The sequence below is a fragment of the Acinetobacter sp. YH12045 genome (assembly GCF_013419925.1).
GTDB classification, from domain to species: domain Bacteria; phylum Pseudomonadota; class Gammaproteobacteria; order Pseudomonadales; family Moraxellaceae; genus Acinetobacter; species Acinetobacter amyesii.
The window spans coordinates 38,171-62,119 of the sequence record NZ_VOZE01000008.1 but is presented as its reverse complement, the minus strand read 5'-3'; the positions used below and the strand labels follow the sequence as shown (position 1 = coordinate 62,119).

The window sequence follows — 23,949 nt, the reverse complement described above, 5'->3', positions numbered from 1 at the left end:
GAAGCAGGTTTTTTGTTTTAGGACTTAGACCAAGATATCTCGTTTACCATTTGGCCCCATCCCACTGACGATGCCATTTTCTTCCATCTGATCAATAATCCGTGCAGCACGGTTATAGCCGAGACTGAATTTACGCTGTAAAGATGAAGTCGATGCTTTACGTGTTTCCAAAACGAAACTAACACATTGATCATACAGCGCATCACGGTCTGATCCACCATCACCATCTTCAAAACCGCGAGATGTCGGCTCTTCATCATAAGGCGTGAGGATCTCATCGACATAATTCGGTTCACCGCGCTCACGCCATGCATCACAAATACGGTTCACTTCATCGTCTGAAATAAACGCGCCATGTACTCGTTCAGGTTCAATTTTACCCGGTCCGAGGAATAACATATCACCATGACCCAGTAAGTCTTCCGCACCACCAGCATCTAAGATAGTACGTGAATCCAGTTTACTGTTCACACGTAACGCAGCACGGGTTGGAATATTGGCTTTGATCAAACCTGTCACCACATCTACGGTTGGACGCTGTGTCGCCAACAGCAAATGAATCCCTGCCGCACGTGATTTTTGTGCAAGACGGGTAATCATTTCTTCGGCTTTTTTACCCACTTGCATGATCATATCTGCAAATTCGTCGGCAACAATTACGATCAACGGCATCGGCTGTAAACGTGGGGCACGACTTTGCGTTGCAGAGTCATCTGGCTTCCAAGTTGGATCGATGAGATCTTCACCATTGGCCATTGCTTCTTCAATTTTGCGGTTAAAGTCAGTCAGCTTACGCACTTTCATCAAAGACATCAGCTTATAACGACGTTCCATTTCATTCACACACCAGTTCAATGCACTCACCGCATCTTTCATGTCGGTTACAACAGGCGTTAACAAATGTGGAATATCGTTATAGTTGGCAAGTTCCAACTGTTTCGGGTCAATCATGATGAGTCGCAGTTGCTCAGGTGTATATTTCAACAACATCGATAGCAACATGGCATTGACTGCGACTGACTTACCAGAACCTGTAGTACCTGCCACCAACATATGCGGTGCTTTCGCCAAATCGGCCAAGACAGGATTACCGGAAATATCTTTACCCATCGCCATACTGAGTAAGGCATTTGGATCACGGTATGCAGGTGTTTCTAACAGTTCAATAAGACGAACCATTTCACGTGAACTATTTGGGACTTCAATCCCGATATACGGTTTACCCGGAATCACTTCCACCACACGTACAGAAGCCATAGACATCGAACGCGCCAAGTCACGTGAAATATTGGTGACTTTAGACGCTTTCACACCAGGTGCCAAGTCAAGTTCAAAACGTGTTACGACTGGTCCCGGCTGTGCCTCTACAACTTTGGCTTTGACATTAAACTCTTGCAGTTTAATTTCTAAAAGTTCAGACAAGCGAGACAATTGCTCTGCAGTGAAATTGACTTTCTTATTCGGATCAACCGGATCTAAGATTTCCAAGCCCGGCAAAGTCGGTAAATCCAAGCGTTTTTGTGCCACTTGCATCGCACGTGACATAGGACGACCAGAGGCATCAGTTAAAGGCGCATCAAAGTCAAAATCATCTTCGAAATCTAAATCGATGTCTTCAGGTTTGCCCGCCGTTTCTTGCCACACTTCACGGAAAGCATCTTTATTCGAGCTGATTAAGGCTTTTTCATCATCAGACACAAAAGTCTGCGGCTGCGTATTGATTTCAGCACGAACCAAAGGTGTAGATTGCGCATAACTACTGGTTGTGCGAACCGGCTGCGCCTGTTCTATCGCTCGCTCTGCTTCTTCAACCAGCAAATCATCGAGATCATTAAATTCAGTTTCAGCACTGATATTTTTCGGTGTGGTCAGCGGTGTAATCTGTGCAGCTGCTACACCTAAACCTGCAACTGTGGCAGCAGCACCTGTAGCAAATTCATTTGAATGCGTTGCTGGACTTTCATTTTGCGCTGTATTAAATGGACTATGCACATCCGTCGCTGTTTTACTATTTGGGACAGCCGCTAACAGCTCATCGAAGATTTCATCATCATCCCAATCCACTGATTTTTTAGCCGCTGGCGCCGCTTCTGTCGGAGAAGTCGAATGCACATCTGCTGTTTTGTTGAAATATTCAGTTTGATTGGCAGGCTGCTCTTCTTCTGCAGCTTTCAGTAAAGCATCAATATCTTGTTTGTGCCGTTGGTCATCATTTGAATGCAAGGCACGCCAAACCTCTCCCGTCGCAACAACACGTTGTTGATCTTGCTCAAGCTGACGCACTTTCGCCAAAGTATGTTCAAAATCTTCATCGGATGGTGTAGCAGTCTCCGGCGAATTTACCGTAGATAAATGCTGTGCATTGCCTTCTTTGTCTGCACATTCTTTATCAGCAATATCATCAAATAAACGCTCAGCAACACGATCACGTACTACAGGGTCAACCTCTACAGCATGATGCTCATGGGCGGGTGTGACTGGTGCAATCACTTTTGATACATTAGTAATCACACTGCCTTTTTTAGTAGATGGTACGGTACGGTCAAAAGCAGTATCTCCTTCTGGGACATTGCGATAGAACAAATCTTGGAGATAAGCCGGTGTGGACTTCATGGTTGCCCATGTCTTATTCCACTTGATACCAAAGGCCAAAGTGAACAACATGATCCAAAATGCAATGAGAAATACTGCTGCACCATAGACCGTTAAAATTTGTTCAAGACTTTGACCCAGTTCATAGCCAATGATCCCGCCCGATGCATTTTCTAAGGTATCTTCAGGGACGTTCCAAAATAGGAAAAGTAAACTTGAAGTTGCCAGTAAAATAAAGAACTGAGCGGCATAGCGAAATGGACGGTTTAGAAAACTACGTGGCCACCATACTTGAATTGCTTCGAGAAATAAATAGACAGGTATCAGCAGACTTGCCCAACCTAAAAATCCATAGAGTAAGTCAGCTATCCATGCACCTGCGACGCCGCTGGCATTTGAAACTTGCTGAGTATCACTGGATAAATGCATCCATCCCGGATCAAATGGCGTATATGTGACTGTTGCAAGGAACAGATATATCCCAAATGAAACAAGGAATAATGTCATTATTAAGCGCTGTGCATATGCACCCGACACCGCTGTCATATACGTTCCTGTAACCAATTCTTCATGAATGTTTTTGTCATTACCCACAACAAAATGGGCTGAATCTAAACCTGTTATTATGCACCTGTTCAATAAAAAAGATGCAAGATAATTTAAGTATAGTTGTTAACTTTATTGTATATAGCTCAAAACGATTTCGATGATCAATAATATCGACTTTAATCTCACACAATCGTTTCAAACTTTGACGTATAATTCCACAAATTATCATATAAAAAAAGGATTCTACGGATGAGCGCTCGTCACTCACGTCTAATTATTTTAGGTTCTGGTCCTGCAGGTTATAGCGCTGCGGTATACGCTGCCCGTGCGAACCTGAAACCGACACTCATCGCAGGTATTCAATTAGGCGGTCAATTGACTACAACGACAGAAGTAGACAACTGGCCAGGTGGTGCAGAAGGTTTAACAGGCCCTGCCCTAATGGAACAAATGCAAGCTCATGCTGAACGTTTTGGTACAGAAATTGTGTATGACCATATCAACGAAGTGGACCTCAATGTTCGTCCGTTCGTGCTTAAAGGCGATATGGAAGAGTTTACTTGTGATGCATTGATTATTTGTACAGGTGCAACTGCACAATATTTAGGTCTTGAATCAGAAGCTGCTTTCATGGGTCAAGGCGTGAGTGCATGTGCAACATGTGACGGGTTCTTCTACAAAAACCAAAAAGTTATGGTTGTCGGCGGCGGTAATACTGCTGTGGAAGAAGCGCTTTATCTTTCAAACATTGCTTCTCATGTCACTCTTGTACACCGTCGCGACACTTTACGATCAGAGAAAATTCTGCAAGATCATCTTTTTGCAAAAGAAAAAGAAGGTAAAATCAGCATCATCTGGAATCACCAAGTGGATGAAGTGATTGGTGATACGACGGGTGTGACTTCTGTACGTATTAAATCTACGCAAGATGATTCAACTCAAAATGTTGATGTCACTGGTATGTTCGTGGCGATTGGTCACAAACCAAACAGCGGTATTTTTGAAGGCCAATTAAACTTACGTGACGGCTACATCCAAGTTCAAAGTGGCACAGCGGGTAACGCAACACAAACGTCTATTCCGGGTGTATTTGCTGCGGGTGATATTGCCGATAGTATCTACCGTCAAGCGATTACTTCTGCAGGTTCAGGCTGTATGGCTGCACTCGATGCTGAAAAATACCTTGATGCACTCGGCGAATAATCTTTTGCTTCATTCATTTGCTTAGCTAAATAATTTTAAAAAATTAGCCGACCTGATGGTCGGCTTTTTTATGTATGATAAATATCCGTGTACCTCAATAAGAAGCTTGGCATGCCGATACTCCCTCCTTCTGAATTTACTTTCCCCGATCCTGTTGAATGCGATCCCGAAGGTGAAGGCTTAATTTGCATCGGTGCTGACCTCTCCCCTTCCACACTGTTTGAAGCCTATAGTCACGGTCTTTTCCCATGGTTCAGTGAAGGTGATCCGATTTGTTGGTGGTGTCCTGAACCCCGCTGCATTATTCAACCGCAGGACTATCATCCAAGCAAATCGTTATTACGCAGCATGAAAAAAATGGACTATAAGATCACCATTAATCATGCGTTTGAAACTGTGATTCGCTCATGTTCACTGCCGCGTAGTTATGCCAATGAAACATGGATTTCAGAAGATATTATTCAGGGATATTCTGCGCTGTTTGACGCAGGCTATGCTTATAGCATTGAAGTTTGGGAAAACGAGATCGTTGTCGGTGGCCTCTATGGCGTTAATATTGGTCATGGCTGCTTTGGCGAGTCTATGTTTAGTACACGAACAGATGTCTCTAAAATGGCGTTTTACACCTTAATGCTCATCGGGCAAGAGAGTCAGCTCCCATGGATCGATTGCCAATTGGTCAACGATCACCTCTTAAGCTTAGGTGCGAGTACACTTTCTCGCCAACAATACCTTAATTCGTTACAAGATGTTGTGAAACAACCCTCTATCGATTGGAAAAAGTATCAGGACAGTGTATTTTCAAGTAAAACAATAGCGCAATGGGCAAGTCTCAGCGCATGACAATAAAAGAGGGATATTACGATGAATTCCTATCAACCGAAGTCCCTGTTGAACGAATTACAGTACTACATCACGCCTCCGCATGATTGTAGCTACTTAGAAAATAAATCTGCCCGGATGGTCTTTCTTGATCCTGTCCATCGTATTGATGTGGTCACGTTATCTGAACTTTCCCGCATGGGTTTTCGTCGTAGTGGGGATTTTGTCTACCGCCCTGAATGTCATCTTTGTCGTCAATGTCTATCCTCTCGCGTTCCTGTTCATGAATTTCAAATGAACAGCGTGCAAAAAAAAGCGTGGAAACGGAATCAAGATTTAACGGTGAAAATTTGCCGTCCTCAAGATGCCGATGCAATGCATTATGCCTTGTATGAACGCTACATCAATGAACGACATGCTGATGGTGATATGTACCCACCTAGCCAAGATCAATTTGAAAAATTTTTAATTAATAGCTGCACTGACAGTTTCTTTTTAGAGCTATGGTTGGATGAGCAACTAATCAGTGTATCTACCTGTGATCCACTTGATGATGGTATTTCAGCGGTATATACCTTTTTTGATCCTGATGAAAGCCGTCGCTCACTAGGTACTTTTGCCATTCTGAAACAAATTGAGCATGCACAAAAGCTTGGACTGCAATATGTCTACTTGGGCTATTGGGTGCCCGATTCGCAAAAAATGAATTATAAATCTCAGTACATTCCACTGGAACTTCTGCTTGATGGACAATGGCGTCGACTCAACCGACCACTGACCCAAGAAGAAATTAGCCAACTGGGGGATTCCCTGATGACCACCTTACCTTCCGGCTGGAACAATCCTATTATTAAATAAAAAGGATCAAACAAAAGATATTCAATAAAATAGCATCCGTTTATTCACGAATGCTTTCTTTAAATTTGATCACTCTTCACCGCTTTTATTTAAATAAAGCTGCAAAATCATCACCACAAGTCTTCACCATAATAATGGCGTGCTCACGAGTTCCATCGGCATTTGGATAATAATTCTTTCGCAAATCGATTTGATGAAAATCCGCTTTTTCATATAAACGGATCGCTGGTTGATTACCTTCTCGCACTTCTAAGAAGATTTGAATGGGGTTATTTTTGAGTAAGGCAATAGATTCATCGAGTAATTGAAAACCTAATCCTTTGCCTTGCTGGCTCGGATCGATCGCCATTAACAATAAATTTGCTTCATCTAAAACGGGTTGTAAAATGCAAAAACCTACAACTTTTCCTTGTCGCTCAATCACCGTACTTTGATAGGCAGCAATCGATTCTTGAAATTGTTTTATGGTCCAAGGATGGCTTTGTACGCGGCGCTCGATATCGTAAACCTGCTGGACATCAGCGTCTTGCATCAAACGAATCATCTTCGTTTATCTTTCTATAGCTAGGGTATGCGCATTATAAAAAGTTTGCTTCTAAAGTTGAATAAAAAAAAGAGCGATTTACATCGCCCTTCTGAAAAAGTCACCACAGCGCTGTGATTAGAGACCCAAATATGCTTTCCACGTTTTTAACAAACCTGAAGTATCTAAATCATTCGGGTGAAAACCAGGTTTAAAATACATCAACATTTCTTTACCCATACCAGTGATGATGCCTTTTGAAGGGCTATAACCATAGGTATAAATATCTTTTAATGCTTCAAAATTAAGCTTGTTATCTTCTTTTAATAAACGAGCGACAAAATAACTTTGTACGAAGAATAAAGTCACCATTGCGCCAATCAATGAACCTGTACGGAGTGCGTAGGCCTTTATTCCCTGACCAAAGACACCTTCAAATACATCATAAGCTACGGCTTTATGCTCATTTTCTTCAATCGCATGCCATAACCACATATTTTTCATGGTTTCATCAGTCATCAAGGCTTGAATATGTGGGTTTACCAATAACTGTGAAGCAATTGTTGCAGTGAAATGCTCAAGTGCCGTAGTTGCAGTAAGATCCACCATTTCTTGAGTAATACCAACAGGTTTACCAATCCGTGCAAAGACTTTACGCACACCTTGGATAACACGACCCGTTGCCTTATCAAGTGTTTCGACATCATGACCGTATTTTTGTGCAGAAGCATTAAAACCCTCATGCTCTTGCGTATGCATTGCTTCTTGACCAATGAAAGCACTAATTTCTTTTTGTAGGGCTTCATTATTTGCGATCGCGGGGTGTTTACGTACTGCACGCACACTATCAATAAAGAACATTTCACCCGCGGGAAATAAAGCAGACAATGCGGTCATAAAATGTGTCAAACCTGCTGAGCCATTCATCCAGTACTCTGGTACCGCATCAAAATCAAAATTCATGCGACGTACAGGGAAACTTGCACCTGCTCGATTAGTAATCTTTACTTTAGCGTTCATGCCTAACTCCTTTTTGAGTTATGAAATACTCAAACTTTTATTGGTTTTCTTGAGTTCATATTACGGTTTTATTGACACGTAATTATTTCAGTTAAGGACAGTGAATTATCACTAAAGGACAGCTTTAAAAAATATTGTCAGACAATTTCCCTATCACATTGAATAAGCATAAAAAAAAGCGCCTCAAAGAGGCGCTTTTTTTCACACATTTAGTGATTATGCAGTTACTTTAGAAACTACACCCGCACCAACTGTACGACCACCTTCACGGATCGCAAAGCGTAAGCCAGCGTCCATTGCGATTGGGTGGATTAATTCTACTGACATTTCTACGTTGTCACCAGGCATAACCATTTCAACGCCTTCTTTAAGCGAGATCGCACCAGTTACGTCAGTTGTACGGAAGTAGAACTGTGGACGGTAACCGTTAAGGAATGGAGTATGACGGCCACCTTCGTCTTTAGAAAGTACATATACTTCTGCGTCGAATTTAGTATGCGGTTTGATTGTACCTGGTTTAGCAAGTACTTGACCACGTTGAACGTCTTCACGTTTAGTACCACGTAGAAGAACACCACAGTTCTCGCCCGCACGACCTTCGTCAAGAAGTTTACGGAACATTTCTACGCCAGTTACAGTTGTTTTAACTGTATCTTTAATACCAACGATTTCAACTTCTTCGCCTACTTTCACGATACCAGTTTCAACACGGCCAGTTACTACTGTACCACGACCTGAAATTGAGAATACGTCTTCGATTGGCATAAGGAATGCTTGGTCGATAGCACGTTCTGGTTCTGGGATGTAAGAGTCTAGAGCTTCAACAAGAGCAACTACAGCATCTTCGCCGTATTGACCAGCTTCACCATTAAGCGCTGCAAGAGCAGAACCACGGATTACTGGAGTGTCGTCGCCTGGGAAGTCATAAGTAGAAAGAAGTTCACGAACTTCCATTTCTACTAGTTCAATTAGCTCTTCATCATCAACGATGTCACATTTGTTCAAGAACACAACAATGTAAGGTACACCTACTTGACGAGAAAGCAGGATGTGTTCACGAGTTTGTGGCATAGGACCATCAGTCGCTGAACAAACCAGGATCGCACCGTCCATCTGAGCCGCACCAGTGATCATGTTTTTAACATAATCGGCGTGACCTGGGCAGTCTACGTGAGCGTAGTGACGGATTGGAGAATCGTATTCTACGTGTGAAGTATTAATTGTAATACCACGTGCTTTTTCTTCTGGTGCAGAGTCGATTGCAGCGTAATCTTTCGCTTCACCACCGAATTTTTTTGCACATACAGTTGCAATTGCAGCTGTTAAAGTAGTTTTACCGTGGTCGACGTGACCAATTGTACCCACGTTAACGTGTGGCTTATTACGTTCGAACTTAGCCTTAGCCATGAGATCTTCCTTTTTAAACTACTCATGCAGGGATACTGCATGAGCATTTGGTTTTTAACTATGAATTAGTTTGGGCTTATAGTAATCGAAAGATTACTCGTCGTCACCTTTTTTACCGCCAGATTGGAACTTAGCGATGATGCCTTCAGCCACGTTACGTGGTGTTTCAGCGTATTTAGCGAATTCCATAGAATAAGTCGCACGACCTTGAGACATAGAACGCATATGAGTTGCGTAACCAAACATCTCAGAAAGTGGAACTTCTGCACGGATAGCTTTAGTACCACCAGGTAAATCGTCCATACCTTGAACAAGACCACGACGACGGTTTAAGTCACCCATGATATCGCCCATGTAGTCTTCTGGAGTTTCTACTTCAACTTTCATGATAGGCTCAAGAAGAACAGGATCTGCTTTCATGAAACCGTCACGGAATGCGTAAGAACCAGCCATTTTGAACGATAATTCGTCAGAGTCGACGTCATGGTAAGAACCATCGAACAATGTCGCTTTGATGCCAACAACTGGATAACCAGCTAGGACACCATTCTTCATACGTTCTTGGATACCTTTGTCAACCGCACCGAAGAATTCTTTAGGTACTACACCACCAACAACTTCTTCAGCGAACTCGTAGTCTTTACCAGCATCTTCAGCAAGTGGTTCTAAACGTACGTATACGTGACCAAACTTACCTTTACCACCAGTTTGACGTACGAACTTACCCTCTTGTTCAACTGACTTTTTAATAGTTTCACGATACGCAACCATTGGTTTACCAATGTTCGCTTCAACGTTGAATTCACGCTTCATACGGTCAACAATAATGTCAAGGTGAAGCTCACCCATACCAGCAATAATTGTTTGACCAGATTCTTCGTCAGTACGTACGCGGAATGAAGGGTCTTCTTTCGCCAAACGACCTAAAGCAACTGACATTTTTTCTTGGTCTGCTTTAGTTTTAGGCTCAACCGCAAGCGCAATTACTGGCTCTGGGAATTCCATACGCTCTAGTGTAATTACATTATTTTCATCACATAATGTATCACCAGTAGTAGTATCTTTAAGACCTACACATGCTGCGATATCACCCGCACGAATTTCTTCAATATCGTGACGGTCATTTGCGTGCATCTGTACGATACGGCCAACACGTTCGCGCTTCATTTTAACTGGGTTATAGCAAGGGCTACCTGCTTTAAGTACACCAGAGTAAACACGTACGAATGTTAAGTTACCTACAAATTTGTCGTTCATGATTTTGAACGCAAGCGCAGAGAACGGAGCATCATCAGACGCTTCACGAGAACCTTCAGTTTCGTCTTTGTCGTCAAGGATACCTTTAATCGCCTCGACATCAGTCGGCGCAGGTAAGAATTCAATTACAGCATCCAACATACGTTGAACACCTTTGTTTTTGAACGCTGAACCACAAAGCATTGGTTGAATTTCATTCAACAATGTACGTGCACGTAAACCTGAAACGATTTCTTCTTTAGTTAACTCACCTTCTTCAAGGTACTTATCCATAAGTTCTTCTGATGCTTCCGCAGCAGCTTCAACCATGTTAGTACGCCATTCGTTAGCAGTATCAACTAATTCAGCAGGGATTTCGCCATATTCAAACTTCATACCTTGAGACGCTTCGTCCCAGATAATCGCTTTCATTTCGATTAGGTCAACAACACCCTGGAAGTTTTCTTCTGCACCGATTGGAACAACGATTGGCACTGGATTACCACCAAGACGTGTTTTAACTTGTTCAACAGCACGGAAGAAGTTCGCACCAGTACGGTCCATTTTGTTCACGAATGCAATACGTGGAACTTTATATTTATTTGCTTGACGCCATACAGTTTCAGACTGAGGTTGTACACCACCTACAGCACAGTAAACCATGCATGCACCGTCAAGAACACGCATAGAACGTTCAACTTCAATAGTGAAGTCTACGTGTCCTGGGGTATCAATTACGTTAATACGGTGCTGTTCGAATTGGTTACCCATCCCTTTCCAGAAGCATGTTACTGCCGCTGAGGTAATAGTAATACCACGTTCTTGCTCTTGTTCCATCCAGTCTGTAGTTGCAGAACCTTCGTGAGTTTCACCAAGTTTGTGACTCTCACCTGTGTAGAACAAAATACGTTCTGAAGTGGTAGTTTTACCAGCATCAATGTGCGCAGAGATACCAATGTTACGATAACGAGAAATTGGGGTTTGACGAGCCATGATTTCTAGCATTCCTAAATTTTGTTGTTTAAAACAGGACGCTTTAAGCTGCATAGCAACTTAAAGCGATTCGATGACAAAACAGTGACAACTGATTTGTCACCCTCCTGAATAGGGGCTGTTTTATCCGCTTAGAAACGGTAATGAGAGAAGGCTTTGTTGGCTTCAGCCATACGATGCACATCTTCACGTTTTTTGATCGCTGCGCCTTTACCTTCAGCTGCATCAAGCAACTCACCAGCAAGACGTAAAGCCATAGTTTTTTCAGAACGCTTAGCAGCAGCATCTACTAACCAACGCATAGCCAAGGCAGTACGACGGGATGGGCGTACTTCCATAGGCACTTGGTATGTAGCACCACCAACACGGCGTGCTTTTACTTCGACCATAGGACGAACTTTTTCAAGAGTAGTCTCGAAAAATTCAACTGGGTCTACTTTAGATTTTTCTTGAACGCGGTCTAAAGCACCGTAAACGATACTTTCAGCAATAGATTTTTTACCATCTTGCATTACGTGGTTCATGAATTTAGCGATTGTTTGGCTGCTGAACTTAGGATCCGGAAGGATTTCACGGGCAGCAACTACGCGACGTCTTGGCATTTTAATACACCTAATAAATATGACACTTCAGGTTACTCCAGCAGGTGCACAAAGTGTCATGTGCTTTCGCTGGCCTTACTATACGTCGCTTGGAATTTTCACAAAAAATGCAGAAATCAGACAAGCGAGACGATAAAGGATTGCAGTTCTAACGAACTAAGAAGTTAATCTTTTCAGATTATTTCTTAGGACGTTTAGCACCGTATTTAGAACGAGACTGGTTACGATCTTTAACACCAGCACAGTCTAAAGAACCACGAACGGTATGGTAACGTACACCCGGTAAATCTTTAACACGACCACCACGGATAAGAACAACACTGTGCTCTTGTAGGTTATGGCCTTCACCACCGATGTAGCTAGAAACTTCAAAACCTGAAGTTAAGCGAACACGGCAAACTTTACGCATTGCTGAGTTAGGTTTTTTAGGTGTAGTTGTGTAAACACGTGTACAAACACCACGACGTTGTGGACAAGCCTTCAACGCAGGAACTTTAGATTTTTCAACTAAAGTTGTACGACCCTTACGGATCAACTGATTTGTTGTTGCCATTTGGCAATTCTCCCGTTAATAAAAAGCCCCAAAAAATACTACTTTTTGAGGGCATGCAATTGTAAGCGAAGACTTAAAATTGGTCAACAATATACGATCATCGAAAACATTTATTCATCATGATTTGCGCAATTTTTCACCCACAAATAAATAGTTTATTTTTCAGAAGAATCTGCTAATTTTTTTGTAACTTTATCTACGGCTGCTGTTTTGGCTTTACGCGGCTTAGTTTTGGGTGCAGCTTTTCCACTGGGACATCCTCCTGCTGTACAGATTCCAACACATCAAACTCATCTTTTTCAGCTAAAGCAGGTTTTTGCGCAGCCCCGGGTGCATGAGGCTCAACAACTTTCTCCGCAAGTGCCTCCAAACCTTCTGAGACTTTTTGTTCCTGCTCTACTTCCACTTCGGCTGCATCAGAGTTTTTAACTTGTGCTTTTTTGATGACTTTTACTGCGCGGATACTCTCATGACCTGTAACATCTATAGTCTGATCTAGTACAGGCTCAGCCAAATCCATATCTTTCGCCTTAATACCTTCTAGTAATTTAGGTGTTGCTTGAGCAAGCAACTCAAGAGAACGCTCATAGGCATGTAAAGGTGACAAGCTAATATCCTGATGCTGCAAAATATATTGGCGCGCATTAGAAAAGACTTGCTGTGCCTTCTGATTCACTTCATCCACTAAACGGCGACTATACACCACACTTACACCAACACTCGCCACAGGAGATAATCGTGATAGCTGATTTAACAATGAAACTTTTGGCATTTGATTGAGCCATGCCCACTTAAACTGACCATTTTCATCTAGTACATATTTTTTCAATGCTGCTGCATCAGTATCTGAACCCACCAATTGCTGCAATTGATGTAAATCACTATTTTGTAGCGTACTACTCAGAGCTTTTATTGCCATAAGCAAAGTTTGTTTTTCTGCAATTAAACTCAAGTCGACCTGTTTAAAAATAAACTGAACAATATCTTGGTCACTTTCTTTGCTTAAGTCGAAACCATAAGAACGTCCAACTTGATAAATCACTCGCAGAGTCATAATCAGTGAAGCAGGGATATCAATACTTGAACCAATGACACCTGTCGCACCTGTTAAAGCCCCTTGAATCGAAGCAATCCATTTATTTTGCTCACCCAGAGCCTGACTAATACGACGCGAACGATCGACATCTTGTGTCAACTCTTCTAAATCACGTACCCCAGCTTCATCCAGTACAGCATCTACAGATGAAATATCCGAACTAAAATGATTAAGTCGATCAAATAAATAATCAGAAATTTTGTCACTAAATTGAGGAGCAACAAAATTAGCCACATTATTTACAGTATTAAAATGTCGACCGAATAATTGTCTAGAAACATTTGGAACGTGTTCACGTAAGATTTGCTGAGGATTATCATATTTTTTTACATCAAATACGCCCGCTTGCCTTGACTGCCCCTCCAAGGTTTGACCATTTTTTTGAGGTTGAATGACCTTAGTTACGGATTCGGGTGCAACATGATTAATGATGGACACCCCAGTAGAACTGAGCTTTTTAGCCACTCCAAAGGCGTTTGAGAGTAGACCTGCCGTTGGTTTATTATTCGTTTTCACCATTCCCTACCTCATTAAAACTATTCTTGAAATTATTGATAAATACTAGGTGTAGTCAAACTTTATCACAACTTGAATATGTATCTTTAAGTTAAGTTTTTTGCTGCAAAGTTGCAAATTAGCTCAGTCAACAATAGGCATAGGATTTGCCATAAGAATTCAAAAAGCTTTCTGCTATCATTATTCCAATCAAATTATATGAGTTCGCCTATTTAGAAAGTTTCCTTCGTATACTTTCAATAGCTTGCTCACACACTACCTATAAAGGATCTGTAGATGAAACGTGTTGTAATCACTGGTATGGGCATCAACTCATGCATTGGTAATACATTAGAAGATGTCACTCATTCTTTGCAAAACGGGATTTCTGGAACACGTTTCAACCCAAGTTATGCTGAACTTAATTTTAAAAGTCATGTCAGTGCGGCTGCAGAACAAAACTTTGACGGTATTGACCGCCGTTTAAAACGCTTTATGGGCGTATGCGCAATGTATGCATACAACTCAGCTTTGGCTGCGGTAGAAAATGCAGGCTTAACAGCAGAACAAATCGGTGGTAATCCACGTTACGGTATTGCGGGTGGGTCAGGTGGTGGTTCAACTGCATCTGTTGTTGAAATGAAAGAACTTCTAGACACCAAAGGTGCACGTAAAGTTGGTCCATTCTTTGTACCACGTAATATGACCAACACCATTACTGCAAACGTGGGTGTTGCATTTAAAATGCAAGGTATTGCACACACCATTACTAGCGCATGTGCAACATCTGCAGATGCCATTGGTTATGCATACAATTTGATTCAATTAGGCAAACAAGACTTAATGCTTGCTGGTGGTGGTGAAGAAGACCATTGGTCACAAAGTCTTTTATTTGATGCAATGGGTGCACTTTGTTCAAAATACAATGACACTCCTGAAACTGCTTCCCGCCCTTACTCTGCTGACCGTGACGGTTTCGTGATCGCAGGCGGTGGTGGCTTCGTTGTACTAGAGTCACTTGAACATGCTCAAGCACGTGGTGCAAACATTTTGGCTGAAGTTGTCGGCTATGCAGCAAATTCTGACGGCGCAGACATGGTTGCACCATCGGGCGAAGGTGCGACGCGTTGTATCCTTATGGCTTTAGAAGAAGCTAAACAACATGGTGTGGATACCATCGACTATGTTAATACACACGGTACATCTACTCCGGCAGGCGATGTCACTGAACTTAAAGCGATGGAGCGTGCCTTCGGTGAAGGGCAAGTTCCTCCGCTCAGCTCGACCAAATCGATGACCGGTCACAGTCTGGGTGCTGCAGGTGTACAAGAAGCGATTTACTCTATTTTAATGATGCAAAATGACTTTATAGCACCAAATATCAACGTGACTGAACTTGACGAAGGTGCAAAACCTTTTGATATCGTACTTGAAAAACGTGATGCAAAATTGAATACTGTGATGAGTAACAGTTTTGGTTTTGGCGGTGTAAACGCTTGCCTCGTTTTCAAAAAATGGGAAGCATAATATAAAGTTTGCTGCTTTGGCGCTTCGGTGCCAAAGCACATACCCACCGCCCTTTTAAGGGTTAATATATGGATGCTCCATCAGATGCTTTCCTCTGGGTAAAAGCATTGCATATCATCGCAGTTGTTTGCTGGTTCGCAGCGCTATTCTATCTCCCTCGCCTTTATGTCTACCACGCCATGAGTGATGATGCTACGAGTCATCAGCGCTTTCAAATCATGGAACGCAAGCTATATCGCGGCATTATGTGGCCTGCAATGATTGCTACACTGATCACGGCGCACTTCCTCGTCGATTGGGGTGATGCAACACGACACTACCATGAAGCGCTTTGGTTCTATTTAAAAGTTGGATTGGTTGGACTATTGGTGATTTATCATTTTGTTTGTGGTTATTACCGTAAAAAGCTTATCGAAAATGCACATTATAAGTCGCATAAATTCTGGCGTTATTTTAATGAAATGCCAACTTTGATTTTATTTGCGGTGGTTATTTTAGTTGTGGTGAAGCCAAGCTTCTAAACAACTGTAAAAAAGCCCCTACTCATTGGGGCTTTTTATTTATCTTATTTAATATTCAAAAACTACAACTGCACACAGCTATCTAAAATATTCCAATTGTGTGCTCTAAATTGCTCACGCGGATACGGCACTTCAGCACACAACATCCCCTCTTTCTTAAAGAAACGTCGGCCGTGGCTATTTTGATTCAACAAATTAAAAATCATAATACGATCATTCAAAATGTGCCCTGCAAGCACATAGCGCTCCCAAGGCACCCCCTCTATATTGGACAAAGTATTGCCCAAATAGTTTTTGATATGCCAAGATGAATACTGTCCCTGCTCTTGACCAGCCTGCATCCTAAACGAATCATAAGAAAGCTCAGATAGCTGTGCCGCCTCTTCATATTGCTTAAACAATTGATTTGCAGTTTGATTTGGCAAATACAACCAATACATCAAGGAGGTACTCCAACCCGATGATTGCTGCACCTGCTTCAACACCGCATATATGCCATAGGCTTCCCATTGTGCTGCTGAGCGCAAACTCAACTGACTGGCACTTAAAGGCTCCAAATAAACAACTTGTCCAGTCTTTAATTGCTCATTACGTATAATTCGAACATAACGTGCCAGCCAGTTTTGAATCAGCATCCTTTCAACCAATGAGATCGGGCGCTCAAGCATCTGCTGTAATCTGTGATATTCAGCCATATATGCATCCAGCTTATCCTCTTTATTTAACGCAATATTGATCTGATAAAGGATCACCAACTGATTTAAATACTTAAAGTCTGGATATGCGGAATTGCTCGGCATACTTAAACTGCGGTATTGGTCTGCATGCTGCAACCATGTATTAAAGCGCTGCAACGGCACCTTTTCTTGCTGTATCAACGCACCGAGCACCTGATGATGCTCAACAACAAATGCGCTAGCCGCCTTAGGATCATCGACCAGCAATTACTGAAACTCCGCAACTAAATTCGTCTGTTCTTCTGACCACTTTTCACGCGTTAGCTTCGCATTCAATGGCTGGCCCAAAACATTCTGATGCTCTTGCCCCAACAAACTAAATGCCCAATCTTGATGATAACGATAGCACCCAATATTCAATGCTGAAAACCGATCTACAGCATTCAGCCCAAGCAAGTTAAAATACGGCTCTTGTGTGTAATTTGAATGATAAGAAATTTCAGCCTGCTGCCACTTGAGCACCCGAGGATCAATACGCTCATCCCACCGCGGTCAAAGACACACAACAACTGCAAGCAACAGTAAGATAATAAAGATGATTTTTTGTTTCATTGATTTCTTATTTTGAATTATTTCAGCCGTATTATATTTAACCCCACCATTAACGCATACAAAAAAAGCCATCGAAAGATGGCTTTTTTACTGTAAACACAAATATTTATGCAGGAATACGCAGCACTTGCCCTGGGAAAATGTCATCGGCATTTTTTAACAAAGGACGGTTCGCTTCAAAAATTTTATTGTATTGATTTGCATCACCATAAAATTCTTTAGAGATTTTAGACAAATTATCCCCTGATTTAACAGTGTAGAATTTACTTTCAGGCTCAGGACTCGTCACTGTTAACTGATCATCTACTTGTGCCACATGATCAATATTCCCTACTGCTAAGATAATCTTTTCACGATCTGCTTGGCTTTGTACCTGACCTTTCACTGTTGCTAGATCTGAAGTCCCGTTATAACTCACAGACAAACCAGTTACAGGCAAGCCCAGTGCTTTAATATGACCCAATAACTTATTGGCAATTTCTTGTGCAGATGGTTCAGAAGGTGTTGCTGGCGCTGACTGAGGTTCTGCAGGCGCTGTATTTTTTTTACCAATACCTTTTACAAAATCAAAAAGACCCATGTTTTTCTCCGTTGTTTTTACTGTTTTAAATCATTTAACTATTGTTCAAACTCTATTTTTATAGCTAAAAAATAACCGCTTTTGAGTTGTTGTTGGTGACAGAAACGTAAGCTAATGTAAAAACAAAATATTCGGCATAAAAAAAGCCACCGAATGGTGGCTTTTTAAATCAGCATCACTGAAATCTAAAATTAACCTAGTTTCTTAGAAACATAGTCAATTGCAGATTGTACAGTAGTGATTTCGTTTGAATCTTCATCAGGAATAGTGATGTCGAAATCGTTTTCGAAAGACATAACTAATTCAACTAGGTCTAGAGAATCTGCACCTAAGTCATCCATGAAAGAAGCTTCGTTTTTGATCTCGTCTGCTTTAAGACCAAGTTGTTCAGCTACTGCTTGTTTTACGCGTTGTTCGATATCGCTCACAGGAATTCTCCTCATTGCTTGTGGCGTTTTTAATGCCGTTAGTTTAATTGAATCTAAATCGTTTTGAAAGTTTATACTTGAGCGCTTAGCTCATGTATAAACCACCATTTACATGTAATACAGTTCCGGTAATGTAACTTGCCTTTTCAGAAGCAAGAAAACTTACGGCATTTGCGATATCTTGCGGCTCACCTAAACGGTTTAAGGCCACTTGATCACTCATCTTTTTACGAATTTCTTCGCTTAACTGTTCTGTCATTTCTGTTGCAATAAAGCCCGGAGCCACTGCATTTACAGTGATTTGGCGGCTTCCCATCTCTTTTGCAAGGCTGCGACCAAAGGCCTCAATCCCTGCTTTTGCAGCAGAATAGTTTGCTTGTCCAGGGTTAGCAAAATGTGCAACCACAGAACTAATATTAATAATTCGGCCAAAACGTGCTTTGGTCATACCCTTTAAAACACGTTTAGAAAGTCGATAAACGGCTTTCAAATGAATGTTGAGAATGTCATCCCAATCATCTTCTGACATACGAAGTAACAAATTATCTTTGGTAATACCAGCATTGTTCACCAAAACCAATACTGAACCAAAGTTTTGCTCAATGTCTGATACCAATGCATCAATTGCAGTTGCATCACGTACATCTAGAACTTTACCCGCACCATTTTCAGCAAAAGCTGCAGATAGTTTTTCCGCACCCGCTTCTGAAGTTGCAGTACCTACAACAAAATAACCGTCTTGAATCAATTGCTGAGCAATTGCTGCTCCAATCCCTCGGCTCGCACCTGTTACTAAAGCAACTTTGCGTTCTTGTGTCATGCAATTTTCCCTTCTGCCACTAAAATGGCATTCAGTGCATCTTCCATACGACCTTTCGTGTCGAGTGGGAATGCTTTTTCAATATTTGGCAAACGTTTTGCGAGATTCGCAAGGACATTACCCGGACCACATTCAGCAATGTACTGAATACCTTGGTCTTGCAAATACTGCATGGTCTTTGTCCACTGTACAGATTGGTATAACTGTGCAGTTAACGCCTGACGTAATTGCGCTACATCAGTCGCGATTTCAGCGCCTACATTTTGTATTACAGGTATAGTAGGCAGCTCAATGGCAGTTTGTTCCAATGCTGTCGCAAACTGTTCAGCAGCAGGTTTCATCAATGCACAATGCGATGGCACAGAAACCGGAAGTGCGATTGCCTTACCGCCATTATCTTTAGCAGCAGCCATAACCGCTTCAACCATGGCTTTATCGCCCGCAATGACAACTTGACCTTGTGCATTGTAGTTTGCAGCATCTACTGAACCTGGGTCTTCTGCTTGAGCACAAAGTTCAATGACTTTGGCATCATCTAGACCCAAAATTGCCGCCATTGCACCTTGACCTTCAGGTACAGCACTTTGCATTAACTGACCACGTAGGTTCACCAGTTTAACGGCATCACCTAGGCTCATCGCTCCCGCAGCAACCAAGGCGCTGTATTCACCTAAAGAGTGACCCGCAAGGTATTTCGGTGCAACACCACCTAACTCTAACCACACACGCCATAAAGCAATACTGGCAGTCAGTAGTACAGGTTGAGTAAATTCTGTTTGGTTTAACCCTTCACCACTTTGAGCAATTTGCCAAAGATCAAAGCCAGCCGCTTCTGATGCTTCTGCAAATGTTGCTTGCACACTACTAAACTGTTCTGCAAGTTCAGCGAGCATGCCGACTTTCTGTGACCCTTGACCCGGGAACACGAATGCAGTTTTAGTAGCTTGAGCTGCTTGCTCGAGTTGTTTAGCAGACATAAAAAAATCCTTTATCAAGACTGGTGAATTTATGCTATTTGGACATTTATTCAACACAATCCCATGTAAGCTTGTTTCAGGGACGGAAATTTAACACTTAATTTTTGTCTTGGTAATTGCCAAATGCAACAAAAAATCGGTACAAAAAAAGGGAGCTTAAAGCTCCCATTTTTTCTACTAAGCTTGACGCTTAATACATCACCAATTATTCAGCAGATGCTTTAGCGAATAATTGACGACCACGGTAGATACCATCTTTAGATACGTGGTGACGACGGTGAGTCTCGCCAGTAGCTTGGTCTACAGTTAATGCATTCTCGGTTAAAGCGTCATGTGAACGGCGCATGTCACGGCGAGAGCGACTTTTACGGTTTTGCTGAACGGCCATGATGGCTCCTTACAAAGATCGAAAAAATGGATCAGAACAAATTCGATTGTCTTATACTCAAGAGTATAACACAAAAATTAGTTAAGTTTACCCTTCAAACCTGCCAAAACATCAAACGGGTTGTCCCGTTTTTCTTCAACAAGCTCTTCAGCGGCAGGTTGATGCTTATGTTCACAAGCGTCATGCTTAGGTGACAAAGGCATCAACAATAACAATTCATCCTCTATCAGTGAGAGTAAATCAGCAGTCGCAGGCGCATCATATGAACCTTTGGTTGTTGCTTCACTTTCACCTAAAACGATGAAATCAGCATCCTCATCCAAGCGCTCTATCAGTGACTCGTCATCTACAAGAGCTAGATGAAAACTTGAAACAAGTGGGATCTCAACAGTATCCAGACAACGCTGGCATTCCATTGGAACATTTGTTTCAACATGACCATCTAGCCATACAATGCGATGATAAGCATCCATTGATAGCTTACAGTCTATGTTAATCAATTGATCATCAATTGATCCAACAGCTTCACGAGCAATACGAACAAAGCGAGATAATGGCAGTGTTCCTGACCATTTAAAGCCCTGTTCAGCCCATTTAAACGGCTCAATCTGTGCCGGAAAGGTATTTGCTGACATAATTAAGGCGGCAATTCTACAAATTCATCAGTACTCTGTCAAAGATTAAGATACAATTTTGTACTTATTTAGACAGACCATTTGGGTAACTTAAGTTATGCATCTGTTGCAGCCGCAAACAGAAGTGAATGTTTCATCACTTATGAGCACAATTTCAACGCTTGATTCTGACATTTCAACTGACCAAGTGCAACTCTCGGCTTGGGAGAAACTTTCCACAGAAACAGAACACGTCGATTGGCTCATCTTACACTTTAATCATTGGTTTTCCCACCTGAATGTGTGCTTAGTGAAAGGTGACTGTGAGCCCGAGTACTTTCCTGCCGATTTAAACGGCCCTGCCCGCATTCAATTTGCTCATGGTTATTTCAATAGCGCCTTGCATGAAATTAGTCATTGGACTATTGCTGGTGATCAACGCCGTTTACTTCCTGATTTAGGCTATTGGTATGCACCAGATGGTCGCAGCAAAGAGCAACAAGCCCTCTTTGAACAGGTAGAAATTAAGCCGCAAGCGATCGAATGGTTATTTGCCAAAGCCTTTGGACGTAAGTTTCGTGTATCACTCGATAACCTCACTGGTGAAGGCGGAGATGGCAGCAGCTTTAAAGACAATGTCTATGCTCAATTACAGGCTTATTTTAAGGGTGAAGCCAAACTTCCACGCGATGCTTGGCGCTTTATCCAATGCATTTGCCACTGTACACGTGCTGGCAAAATGTTACAGGCGAATGAATTTCAACGTGAAATGCTTGATTAAATTATACAATTTGACTGCATTTCACATTGCACAAAGCAAGTAGACCGCGACATAATGTCTAGAGCTTTTAATAATAAGAGGAAAACGACATGTTGCATTTAAGAATACATCCGGAAAATCCTCAGCCCCGTTTAATTACGCAAGCCGTTGAACGGATTCGTGCCGGCGATGTGGTGGTTTATCCTACAGATGCCGCCTATGCCATCGGCTGCCAAATTGGGAACAAAAATGCCATGGAACGCATTGCCCAAATTCGTCAGCTCGATGCTAAACATCAAAATGCGATTATTTGTGCAGATTTATCTGACATTGCCACGTATGCCAAAGTCGACAATGCCATGTATCGTTTATTGAAAAATAACACCCCTGCTGTCACTACCTTTATTTTGCCTGCCACCAGTGAAGTTCCTCGCCGTTTAATGCATCCTAAAAAGAAAACCATTGGACTGCGTATTCCGAGCAACCCGATTTGCCAATTATTACTCAAAGAATTGGGTGAGCCTTTATTAACATCGACCTTAATTTTACCGGGCCAAAAAGAACCGATTGATGATCCTTACGAAATTGAACTGCAAATCGGCAAACGAATAGATGTATTAATTGATGGCGGCTTAGGTACTTTAAATACCACTAGCGTTGTAAACCTTGCAGGTGAATACCCTGAAGTGATTCGCCGTGGTGTCGGTGATGTCAGTGCATTTGAATAGCATGTACTATTAAATACATGCTGTCGATTAGAAGCACAGCATGTAAAATACATCGGCTCAAAACGCGGTTAAAGCACCTTTCGATAAAGGAATCGACCTGATGACTTTATTTCAGATTTTACTCAAGCTCCAAAATGCGACAGACCTCAGTATCTCCGAGCAAAACAGCCTTAATCATTTTGCTATATATGCCACTGAGCCTTGGACTTTAGAATCCACGGCTCAACTAAGGGCAATAGATAAAAATTTAATTTCACCAATAGCGACAACACAGCCGCAAATTTTTCATTATTTTCTGCATGCATCAACGGTCAAATCGCTGTTTAAACGTAGAGCTAATCAAAATCTCTGCTCGCAAGCGCAGTGCCAACTCATCATCGAATTTGCACTTGAACAAAGGGTCTTACCAACAGGCTCAAAACCTTGATAGTGTGCTTTTCCTCAAGCGTAATAAAGCTGCATAAATTCCTTTAAATGAATTTTCTGCTGCCCCTGCTCATCAAAGTTGTTTGTATCGAGCCATGCTGCATATGCTTGAGACAACATTGGCCAATCCTGATCCAACATCGCAAACCAAGCAGTATCACGATTACGACCTTTCACTATCACATGTTGACGAAACAACCCTTCAAATTGAAAGCCAAAACGCAAAGCAGCGTTTTTCGAAGGCGTGTTCAAGTCATCACACTTCCACTCCACCCGTCGATATCTCGCTGCAAAGCATGCTTTTAACAACAGATAAATAGTTTCTGTTGCTGCGGTTGATTGCTTCATTAAACTTGAAAAATAGACATTGCCAATTTCAATGACAGCATGTGCTGGGCGTACATTAAGCAAACCAACCCATCCTACAATGGCATCACCAACCTCAATGACATAATGCATCGAACCGGCAAAATGAAAGGATTGCTGAAAATAATCACGCAATTGCTGCATGCTTTGAATTTGAGAATAAGGCAAATACGTCCAACAGCGTTCATCGGGTTCTTGTTGTACTGTCTGCCATAGCCGCTGTAAAAGACTATCATCAAGCTGATCGGGCAACATCGGAATAAGTCGAACAGATTGCCCCACTTCAGTTTTACATCTGAACTGGCAAGGTTCAAACTGCGCCAACGTCATCCCTACGGCCTGACCCCATTGATTATATTGTTGTGGCATAGCAAATATTCTTTTAGTCAATTCAATCAAATCATTTCATGCTGGACGCCCATCATCCAGATATCACAGCTTAAATGAGTTCACGATTTGATGAGTGTATTTTTTATAATTAACACAAGATGTGATCGATATCACAGCTTTAAAATTTTACATGTGTATAAATAAAGCCTATTCCCTATAAATTTTAAGTTTTTTACCCAATTCAAC

At 41.9% G+C, this 23,949-nt stretch carries 25 protein-coding genes; 8 read left to right on the top strand and 17 right to left on the bottom strand.

Annotation, left to right across the window (positions count from 1 at the left end; translation table 11 throughout):
- Positions 1–24 precede the first annotated feature (24 nt).
- Positions 25–3,138, bottom strand: coding sequence for a DNA translocase FtsK (locus FTU02_RS11615; RefSeq protein ID WP_180157226.1), 3,114 nt, complete (start codon positions 3,136–3,138; stop codon positions 25–27).
- A 252-nt stretch (positions 3,139–3,390) separates the two neighbouring features.
- Here FTU02_RS11615 and trxB point away from each other — a divergent pair, with 252 nt between their 5' ends.
- The 3 genes from trxB to FTU02_RS11600 all read left to right on the top strand — a co-directional run bounded on the left by trxB (position 3,391) and on the right by FTU02_RS11600 (position 6,024).
- A complete protein-coding gene (gene trxB, locus FTU02_RS11610) occupies positions 3,391–4,344 on the top strand; it encodes a thioredoxin-disulfide reductase (protein ID WP_111885274.1) in 954 nt (317 codons plus the stop codon).
- A gap of 111 nt (positions 4,345–4,455) precedes the next feature.
- Positions 4,456–5,187, top strand: coding sequence for a leucyl/phenylalanyl-tRNA--protein transferase (gene aat / locus FTU02_RS11605; RefSeq protein ID WP_180157224.1), 732 nt, complete (start codon positions 4,456–4,458; stop codon positions 5,185–5,187).
- 21 nt (positions 5,188–5,208) lie between these two features.
- The gene (locus tag FTU02_RS11600) at positions 5,209–6,024 is read left to right on the top strand and encodes an arginyltransferase (RefSeq protein WP_111885276.1); all 816 of its coding nucleotides are present in this window, start codon (positions 5,209–5,211) and stop codon (positions 6,022–6,024) included.
- An 85-nt stretch (positions 6,025–6,109) separates the two neighbouring features.
- Here the strand turns inward: FTU02_RS11600 and rimI are convergent, their stop codons facing one another.
- From rimI to FTU02_RS11565, 7 genes are all read right to left on the bottom strand, one after another.
- Entirely contained in the window at positions 6,110–6,568 is a 459-nt protein-coding gene (gene rimI, locus FTU02_RS11595) for a ribosomal protein S18-alanine N-acetyltransferase (RefSeq protein WP_111885277.1), read from the bottom strand.
- 117 nt (positions 6,569–6,685) lie between these two features.
- A complete protein-coding gene (locus FTU02_RS11590; RefSeq protein ID WP_078193116.1) occupies positions 6,686–7,567 on the bottom strand; it encodes a metal-dependent hydrolase in 882 nt (293 codons plus the stop codon).
- Between the two features lie 216 nt (positions 7,568–7,783).
- Positions 7,784–8,974, bottom strand: coding sequence for an elongation factor Tu (gene tuf, locus FTU02_RS11585; protein WP_180077405.1), 1,191 nt, complete (start codon positions 8,972–8,974; stop codon positions 7,784–7,786).
- 93 nt (positions 8,975–9,067) lie between these two features.
- Positions 9,068–11,203 carry an elongation factor G gene (fusA, locus tag FTU02_RS11580; protein WP_111885035.1) on the bottom strand — a complete coding sequence of 712 codons (2,136 nt, stop codon included), beginning with the start codon at positions 11,201–11,203 and terminating at the stop codon, positions 9,068–9,070.
- Positions 11,204–11,334: 131 nt separating this feature from the next.
- A complete protein-coding gene (gene rpsG / locus FTU02_RS11575) occupies positions 11,335–11,805 on the bottom strand; it encodes a 30S ribosomal protein S7 (protein WP_005011815.1) in 471 nt (156 codons plus the stop codon).
- Between the two features lie 178 nt (positions 11,806–11,983).
- Positions 11,984–12,358 carry a 30S ribosomal protein S12 gene (rpsL, locus tag FTU02_RS11570; protein ID WP_000246374.1) on the bottom strand — a complete coding sequence of 125 codons (375 nt, stop codon included), beginning with the start codon at positions 12,356–12,358 and terminating at the stop codon, positions 11,984–11,986.
- Positions 12,359–12,554: 196 nt separating this feature from the next.
- Positions 12,555–13,973 carry an EcsC family protein gene (locus tag FTU02_RS11565; protein ID WP_180157222.1) on the bottom strand — a complete coding sequence of 473 codons (1,419 nt, stop codon included), beginning with the start codon at positions 13,971–13,973 and terminating at the stop codon, positions 12,555–12,557.
- Positions 13,974–14,246: 273 nt separating this feature from the next.
- Here FTU02_RS11565 and FTU02_RS11560 point away from each other — a divergent pair, with 273 nt between their 5' ends.
- Both FTU02_RS11560 and hemJ read left to right on the top strand, forming a co-directional pair.
- Complete coding sequence (locus tag FTU02_RS11560) at positions 14,247–15,476, top strand: beta-ketoacyl synthase N-terminal-like domain-containing protein (protein WP_111885033.1); 1,230 nt, start codon at positions 14,247–14,249, stop codon at positions 15,474–15,476.
- Between the two features lie 68 nt (positions 15,477–15,544).
- Complete coding sequence (gene hemJ, locus FTU02_RS11555) at positions 15,545–15,997, top strand: protoporphyrinogen oxidase HemJ (protein ID WP_180022661.1); 453 nt, start codon at positions 15,545–15,547, stop codon at positions 15,995–15,997.
- 62 nt (positions 15,998–16,059) lie between these two features.
- Here the strand turns inward: hemJ and FTU02_RS11550 are convergent, their stop codons facing one another.
- The 8 genes from FTU02_RS11550 to FTU02_RS11515 all read right to left on the bottom strand — a co-directional run bounded on the left by FTU02_RS11550 (position 16,060) and on the right by FTU02_RS11515 (position 21,114).
- The gene (locus tag FTU02_RS11550) at positions 16,060–16,941 is read right to left on the bottom strand and encodes a hypothetical protein (protein ID WP_180157220.1); all 882 of its coding nucleotides are present in this window, start codon (positions 16,939–16,941) and stop codon (positions 16,060–16,062) included.
- On the bottom strand, positions 16,942–17,196 hold the full coding sequence (locus FTU02_RS11545; protein WP_180157218.1) for a hypothetical protein: 255 nt from the start codon (positions 17,194–17,196) through the stop codon (positions 16,942–16,944). It lies immediately after the preceding gene.
- Positions 17,197–17,392: 196 nt separating this feature from the next.
- Positions 17,393–17,866 carry a peptidoglycan-binding protein LysM gene (gene lysM, locus FTU02_RS11540; protein ID WP_180157217.1) on the bottom strand — a complete coding sequence of 158 codons (474 nt, stop codon included), beginning with the start codon at positions 17,864–17,866 and terminating at the stop codon, positions 17,393–17,395.
- Positions 17,867–18,057: 191 nt separating this feature from the next.
- The gene (gene acpP, locus FTU02_RS11535; RefSeq protein ID WP_078190054.1) at positions 18,058–18,294 is read right to left on the bottom strand and encodes an acyl carrier protein; all 237 of its coding nucleotides are present in this window, start codon (positions 18,292–18,294) and stop codon (positions 18,058–18,060) included.
- 85 nt (positions 18,295–18,379) lie between these two features.
- Positions 18,380–19,114 carry a 3-oxoacyl-ACP reductase FabG gene (gene fabG / locus FTU02_RS11530; RefSeq protein WP_078190055.1) on the bottom strand — a complete coding sequence of 245 codons (735 nt, stop codon included), beginning with the start codon at positions 19,112–19,114 and terminating at the stop codon, positions 18,380–18,382.
- The gene (fabD, locus tag FTU02_RS11525) at positions 19,111–20,091 is read right to left on the bottom strand and encodes an ACP S-malonyltransferase (protein WP_180157215.1); all 981 of its coding nucleotides are present in this window, start codon (positions 20,089–20,091) and stop codon (positions 19,111–19,113) included. Before fabD ends, fabG begins: the two co-directional genes overlap by 4 nt.
- Positions 20,092–20,296: 205 nt before the next feature.
- Complete coding sequence (gene rpmF, locus FTU02_RS11520) at positions 20,297–20,479, bottom strand: 50S ribosomal protein L32 (protein WP_004279227.1); 183 nt, start codon at positions 20,477–20,479, stop codon at positions 20,297–20,299.
- A 77-nt stretch (positions 20,480–20,556) separates the two neighbouring features.
- Positions 20,557–21,114, bottom strand: coding sequence for a DUF177 domain-containing protein (locus tag FTU02_RS11515; RefSeq protein WP_078194223.1), 558 nt, complete (start codon positions 21,112–21,114; stop codon positions 20,557–20,559).
- 97 nt (positions 21,115–21,211) lie between these two features.
- Between FTU02_RS11515 and FTU02_RS11510 the strand changes: the two genes are divergently transcribed.
- The 3 genes from FTU02_RS11510 to FTU02_RS11500 all read left to right on the top strand — a co-directional run bounded on the left by FTU02_RS11510 (position 21,212) and on the right by FTU02_RS11500 (position 23,008).
- A complete protein-coding gene (locus FTU02_RS11510; RefSeq protein ID WP_180025025.1) occupies positions 21,212–21,874 on the top strand; it encodes an elongation factor P hydroxylase in 663 nt (220 codons plus the stop codon).
- Between the two features lie 89 nt (positions 21,875–21,963).
- Positions 21,964–22,581: an L-threonylcarbamoyladenylate synthase gene (locus FTU02_RS11505; RefSeq protein ID WP_180157213.1), complete on the top strand. Its 618-nt coding sequence runs from the start codon at positions 21,964–21,966 to the stop codon at positions 22,579–22,581.
- Between the two features lie 100 nt (positions 22,582–22,681).
- On the top strand, positions 22,682–23,008 hold the full coding sequence (locus tag FTU02_RS11500; protein ID WP_180157211.1) for a hypothetical protein: 327 nt from the start codon (positions 22,682–22,684) through the stop codon (positions 23,006–23,008).
- 14 nt (positions 23,009–23,022) lie between these two features.
- On the opposite strand, the gene FTU02_RS11495 is transcribed toward FTU02_RS11500, so the two are convergent.
- Positions 23,023–23,742: a GNAT family N-acetyltransferase gene (locus FTU02_RS11495; protein ID WP_180157209.1), complete on the bottom strand. Its 720-nt coding sequence runs from the start codon at positions 23,740–23,742 to the stop codon at positions 23,023–23,025.
- Positions 23,743–23,949 lie beyond the last annotated feature (207 nt).

Coding starts and splice junctions, on each gene's coding strand:
- rpsL (WP_000246374.1), bottom strand. CDS start 12,358: ATGGCAACAACAAATCAGTTGATCCGTAAGGGTCGTACAACTTTAGTT.
- fabG (WP_078190055.1), bottom strand. CDS start 19,114: ATGACACAAGAACGCAAAGTTGCTTTAGTAACAGGTGCGAGCCGAGGG.
- rpsG (WP_005011815.1), bottom strand. CDS start 11,805: ATGCCAAGACGTCGCGTAGTTGCTGCCCGTGAAATCCTTCCGGATCCT.
- aat (WP_180157224.1), top strand. CDS start 4,456: ATGCCGATACTCCCTCCTTCTGAATTTACTTTCCCCGATCCTGTTGAA.
- FTU02_RS11590 (WP_078193116.1), bottom strand. CDS start 7,567: ATGAACGCTAAAGTAAAGATTACTAATCGAGCAGGTGCAAGTTTCCCT.
- FTU02_RS11505 (WP_180157213.1), top strand. CDS start 21,964: ATGTTGCATTTAAGAATACATCCGGAAAATCCTCAGCCCCGTTTAATT.
- rpmF (WP_004279227.1), bottom strand. CDS start 20,479: ATGGCCGTTCAGCAAAACCGTAAAAGTCGCTCTCGCCGTGACATGCGC.
- hemJ (WP_180022661.1), top strand. CDS start 15,545: ATGGATGCTCCATCAGATGCTTTCCTCTGGGTAAAAGCATTGCATATC.
- FTU02_RS11515 (WP_078194223.1), bottom strand. CDS start 21,114: ATGTCAGCAAATACCTTTCCGGCACAGATTGAGCCGTTTAAATGGGCT.
- rimI (WP_111885277.1), bottom strand. CDS start 6,568: ATGATTCGTTTGATGCAAGACGCTGATGTCCAGCAGGTTTACGATATC.
- FTU02_RS11615 (WP_180157226.1), bottom strand. CDS start 3,138: ATGACAGCGGTGTCGGGTGCATATGCACAGCGCTTAATAATGACATTA.
- trxB (WP_111885274.1), top strand. CDS start 3,391: ATGAGCGCTCGTCACTCACGTCTAATTATTTTAGGTTCTGGTCCTGCA.
- tuf (WP_180077405.1), bottom strand. CDS start 8,974: ATGGCTAAGGCTAAGTTCGAACGTAATAAGCCACACGTTAACGTGGGT.
- lysM (WP_180157217.1), bottom strand. CDS start 17,866: ATGGGTCTTTTTGATTTTGTAAAAGGTATTGGTAAAAAAAATACAGCG.
- FTU02_RS11495 (WP_180157209.1), bottom strand. CDS start 23,742: ATGCCACAACAATATAATCAATGGGGTCAGGCCGTAGGGATGACGTTG.
- FTU02_RS11510 (WP_180025025.1), top strand. CDS start 21,212: ATGCATCTGTTGCAGCCGCAAACAGAAGTGAATGTTTCATCACTTATG.
- FTU02_RS11565 (WP_180157222.1), bottom strand. CDS start 13,973: ATGGTGAAAACGAATAATAAACCAACGGCAGGTCTACTCTCAAACGCC.
- fusA (WP_111885035.1), bottom strand. CDS start 11,203: ATGGCTCGTCAAACCCCAATTTCTCGTTATCGTAACATTGGTATCTCT.
- FTU02_RS11600 (WP_111885276.1), top strand. CDS start 5,209: ATGAATTCCTATCAACCGAAGTCCCTGTTGAACGAATTACAGTACTAC.
- FTU02_RS11560 (WP_111885033.1), top strand. CDS start 14,247: ATGAAACGTGTTGTAATCACTGGTATGGGCATCAACTCATGCATTGGT.
- FTU02_RS11500 (WP_180157211.1), top strand. CDS start 22,682: ATGACTTTATTTCAGATTTTACTCAAGCTCCAAAATGCGACAGACCTC.
- fabD (WP_180157215.1), bottom strand. CDS start 20,091: ATGTCTGCTAAACAACTCGAGCAAGCAGCTCAAGCTACTAAAACTGCA.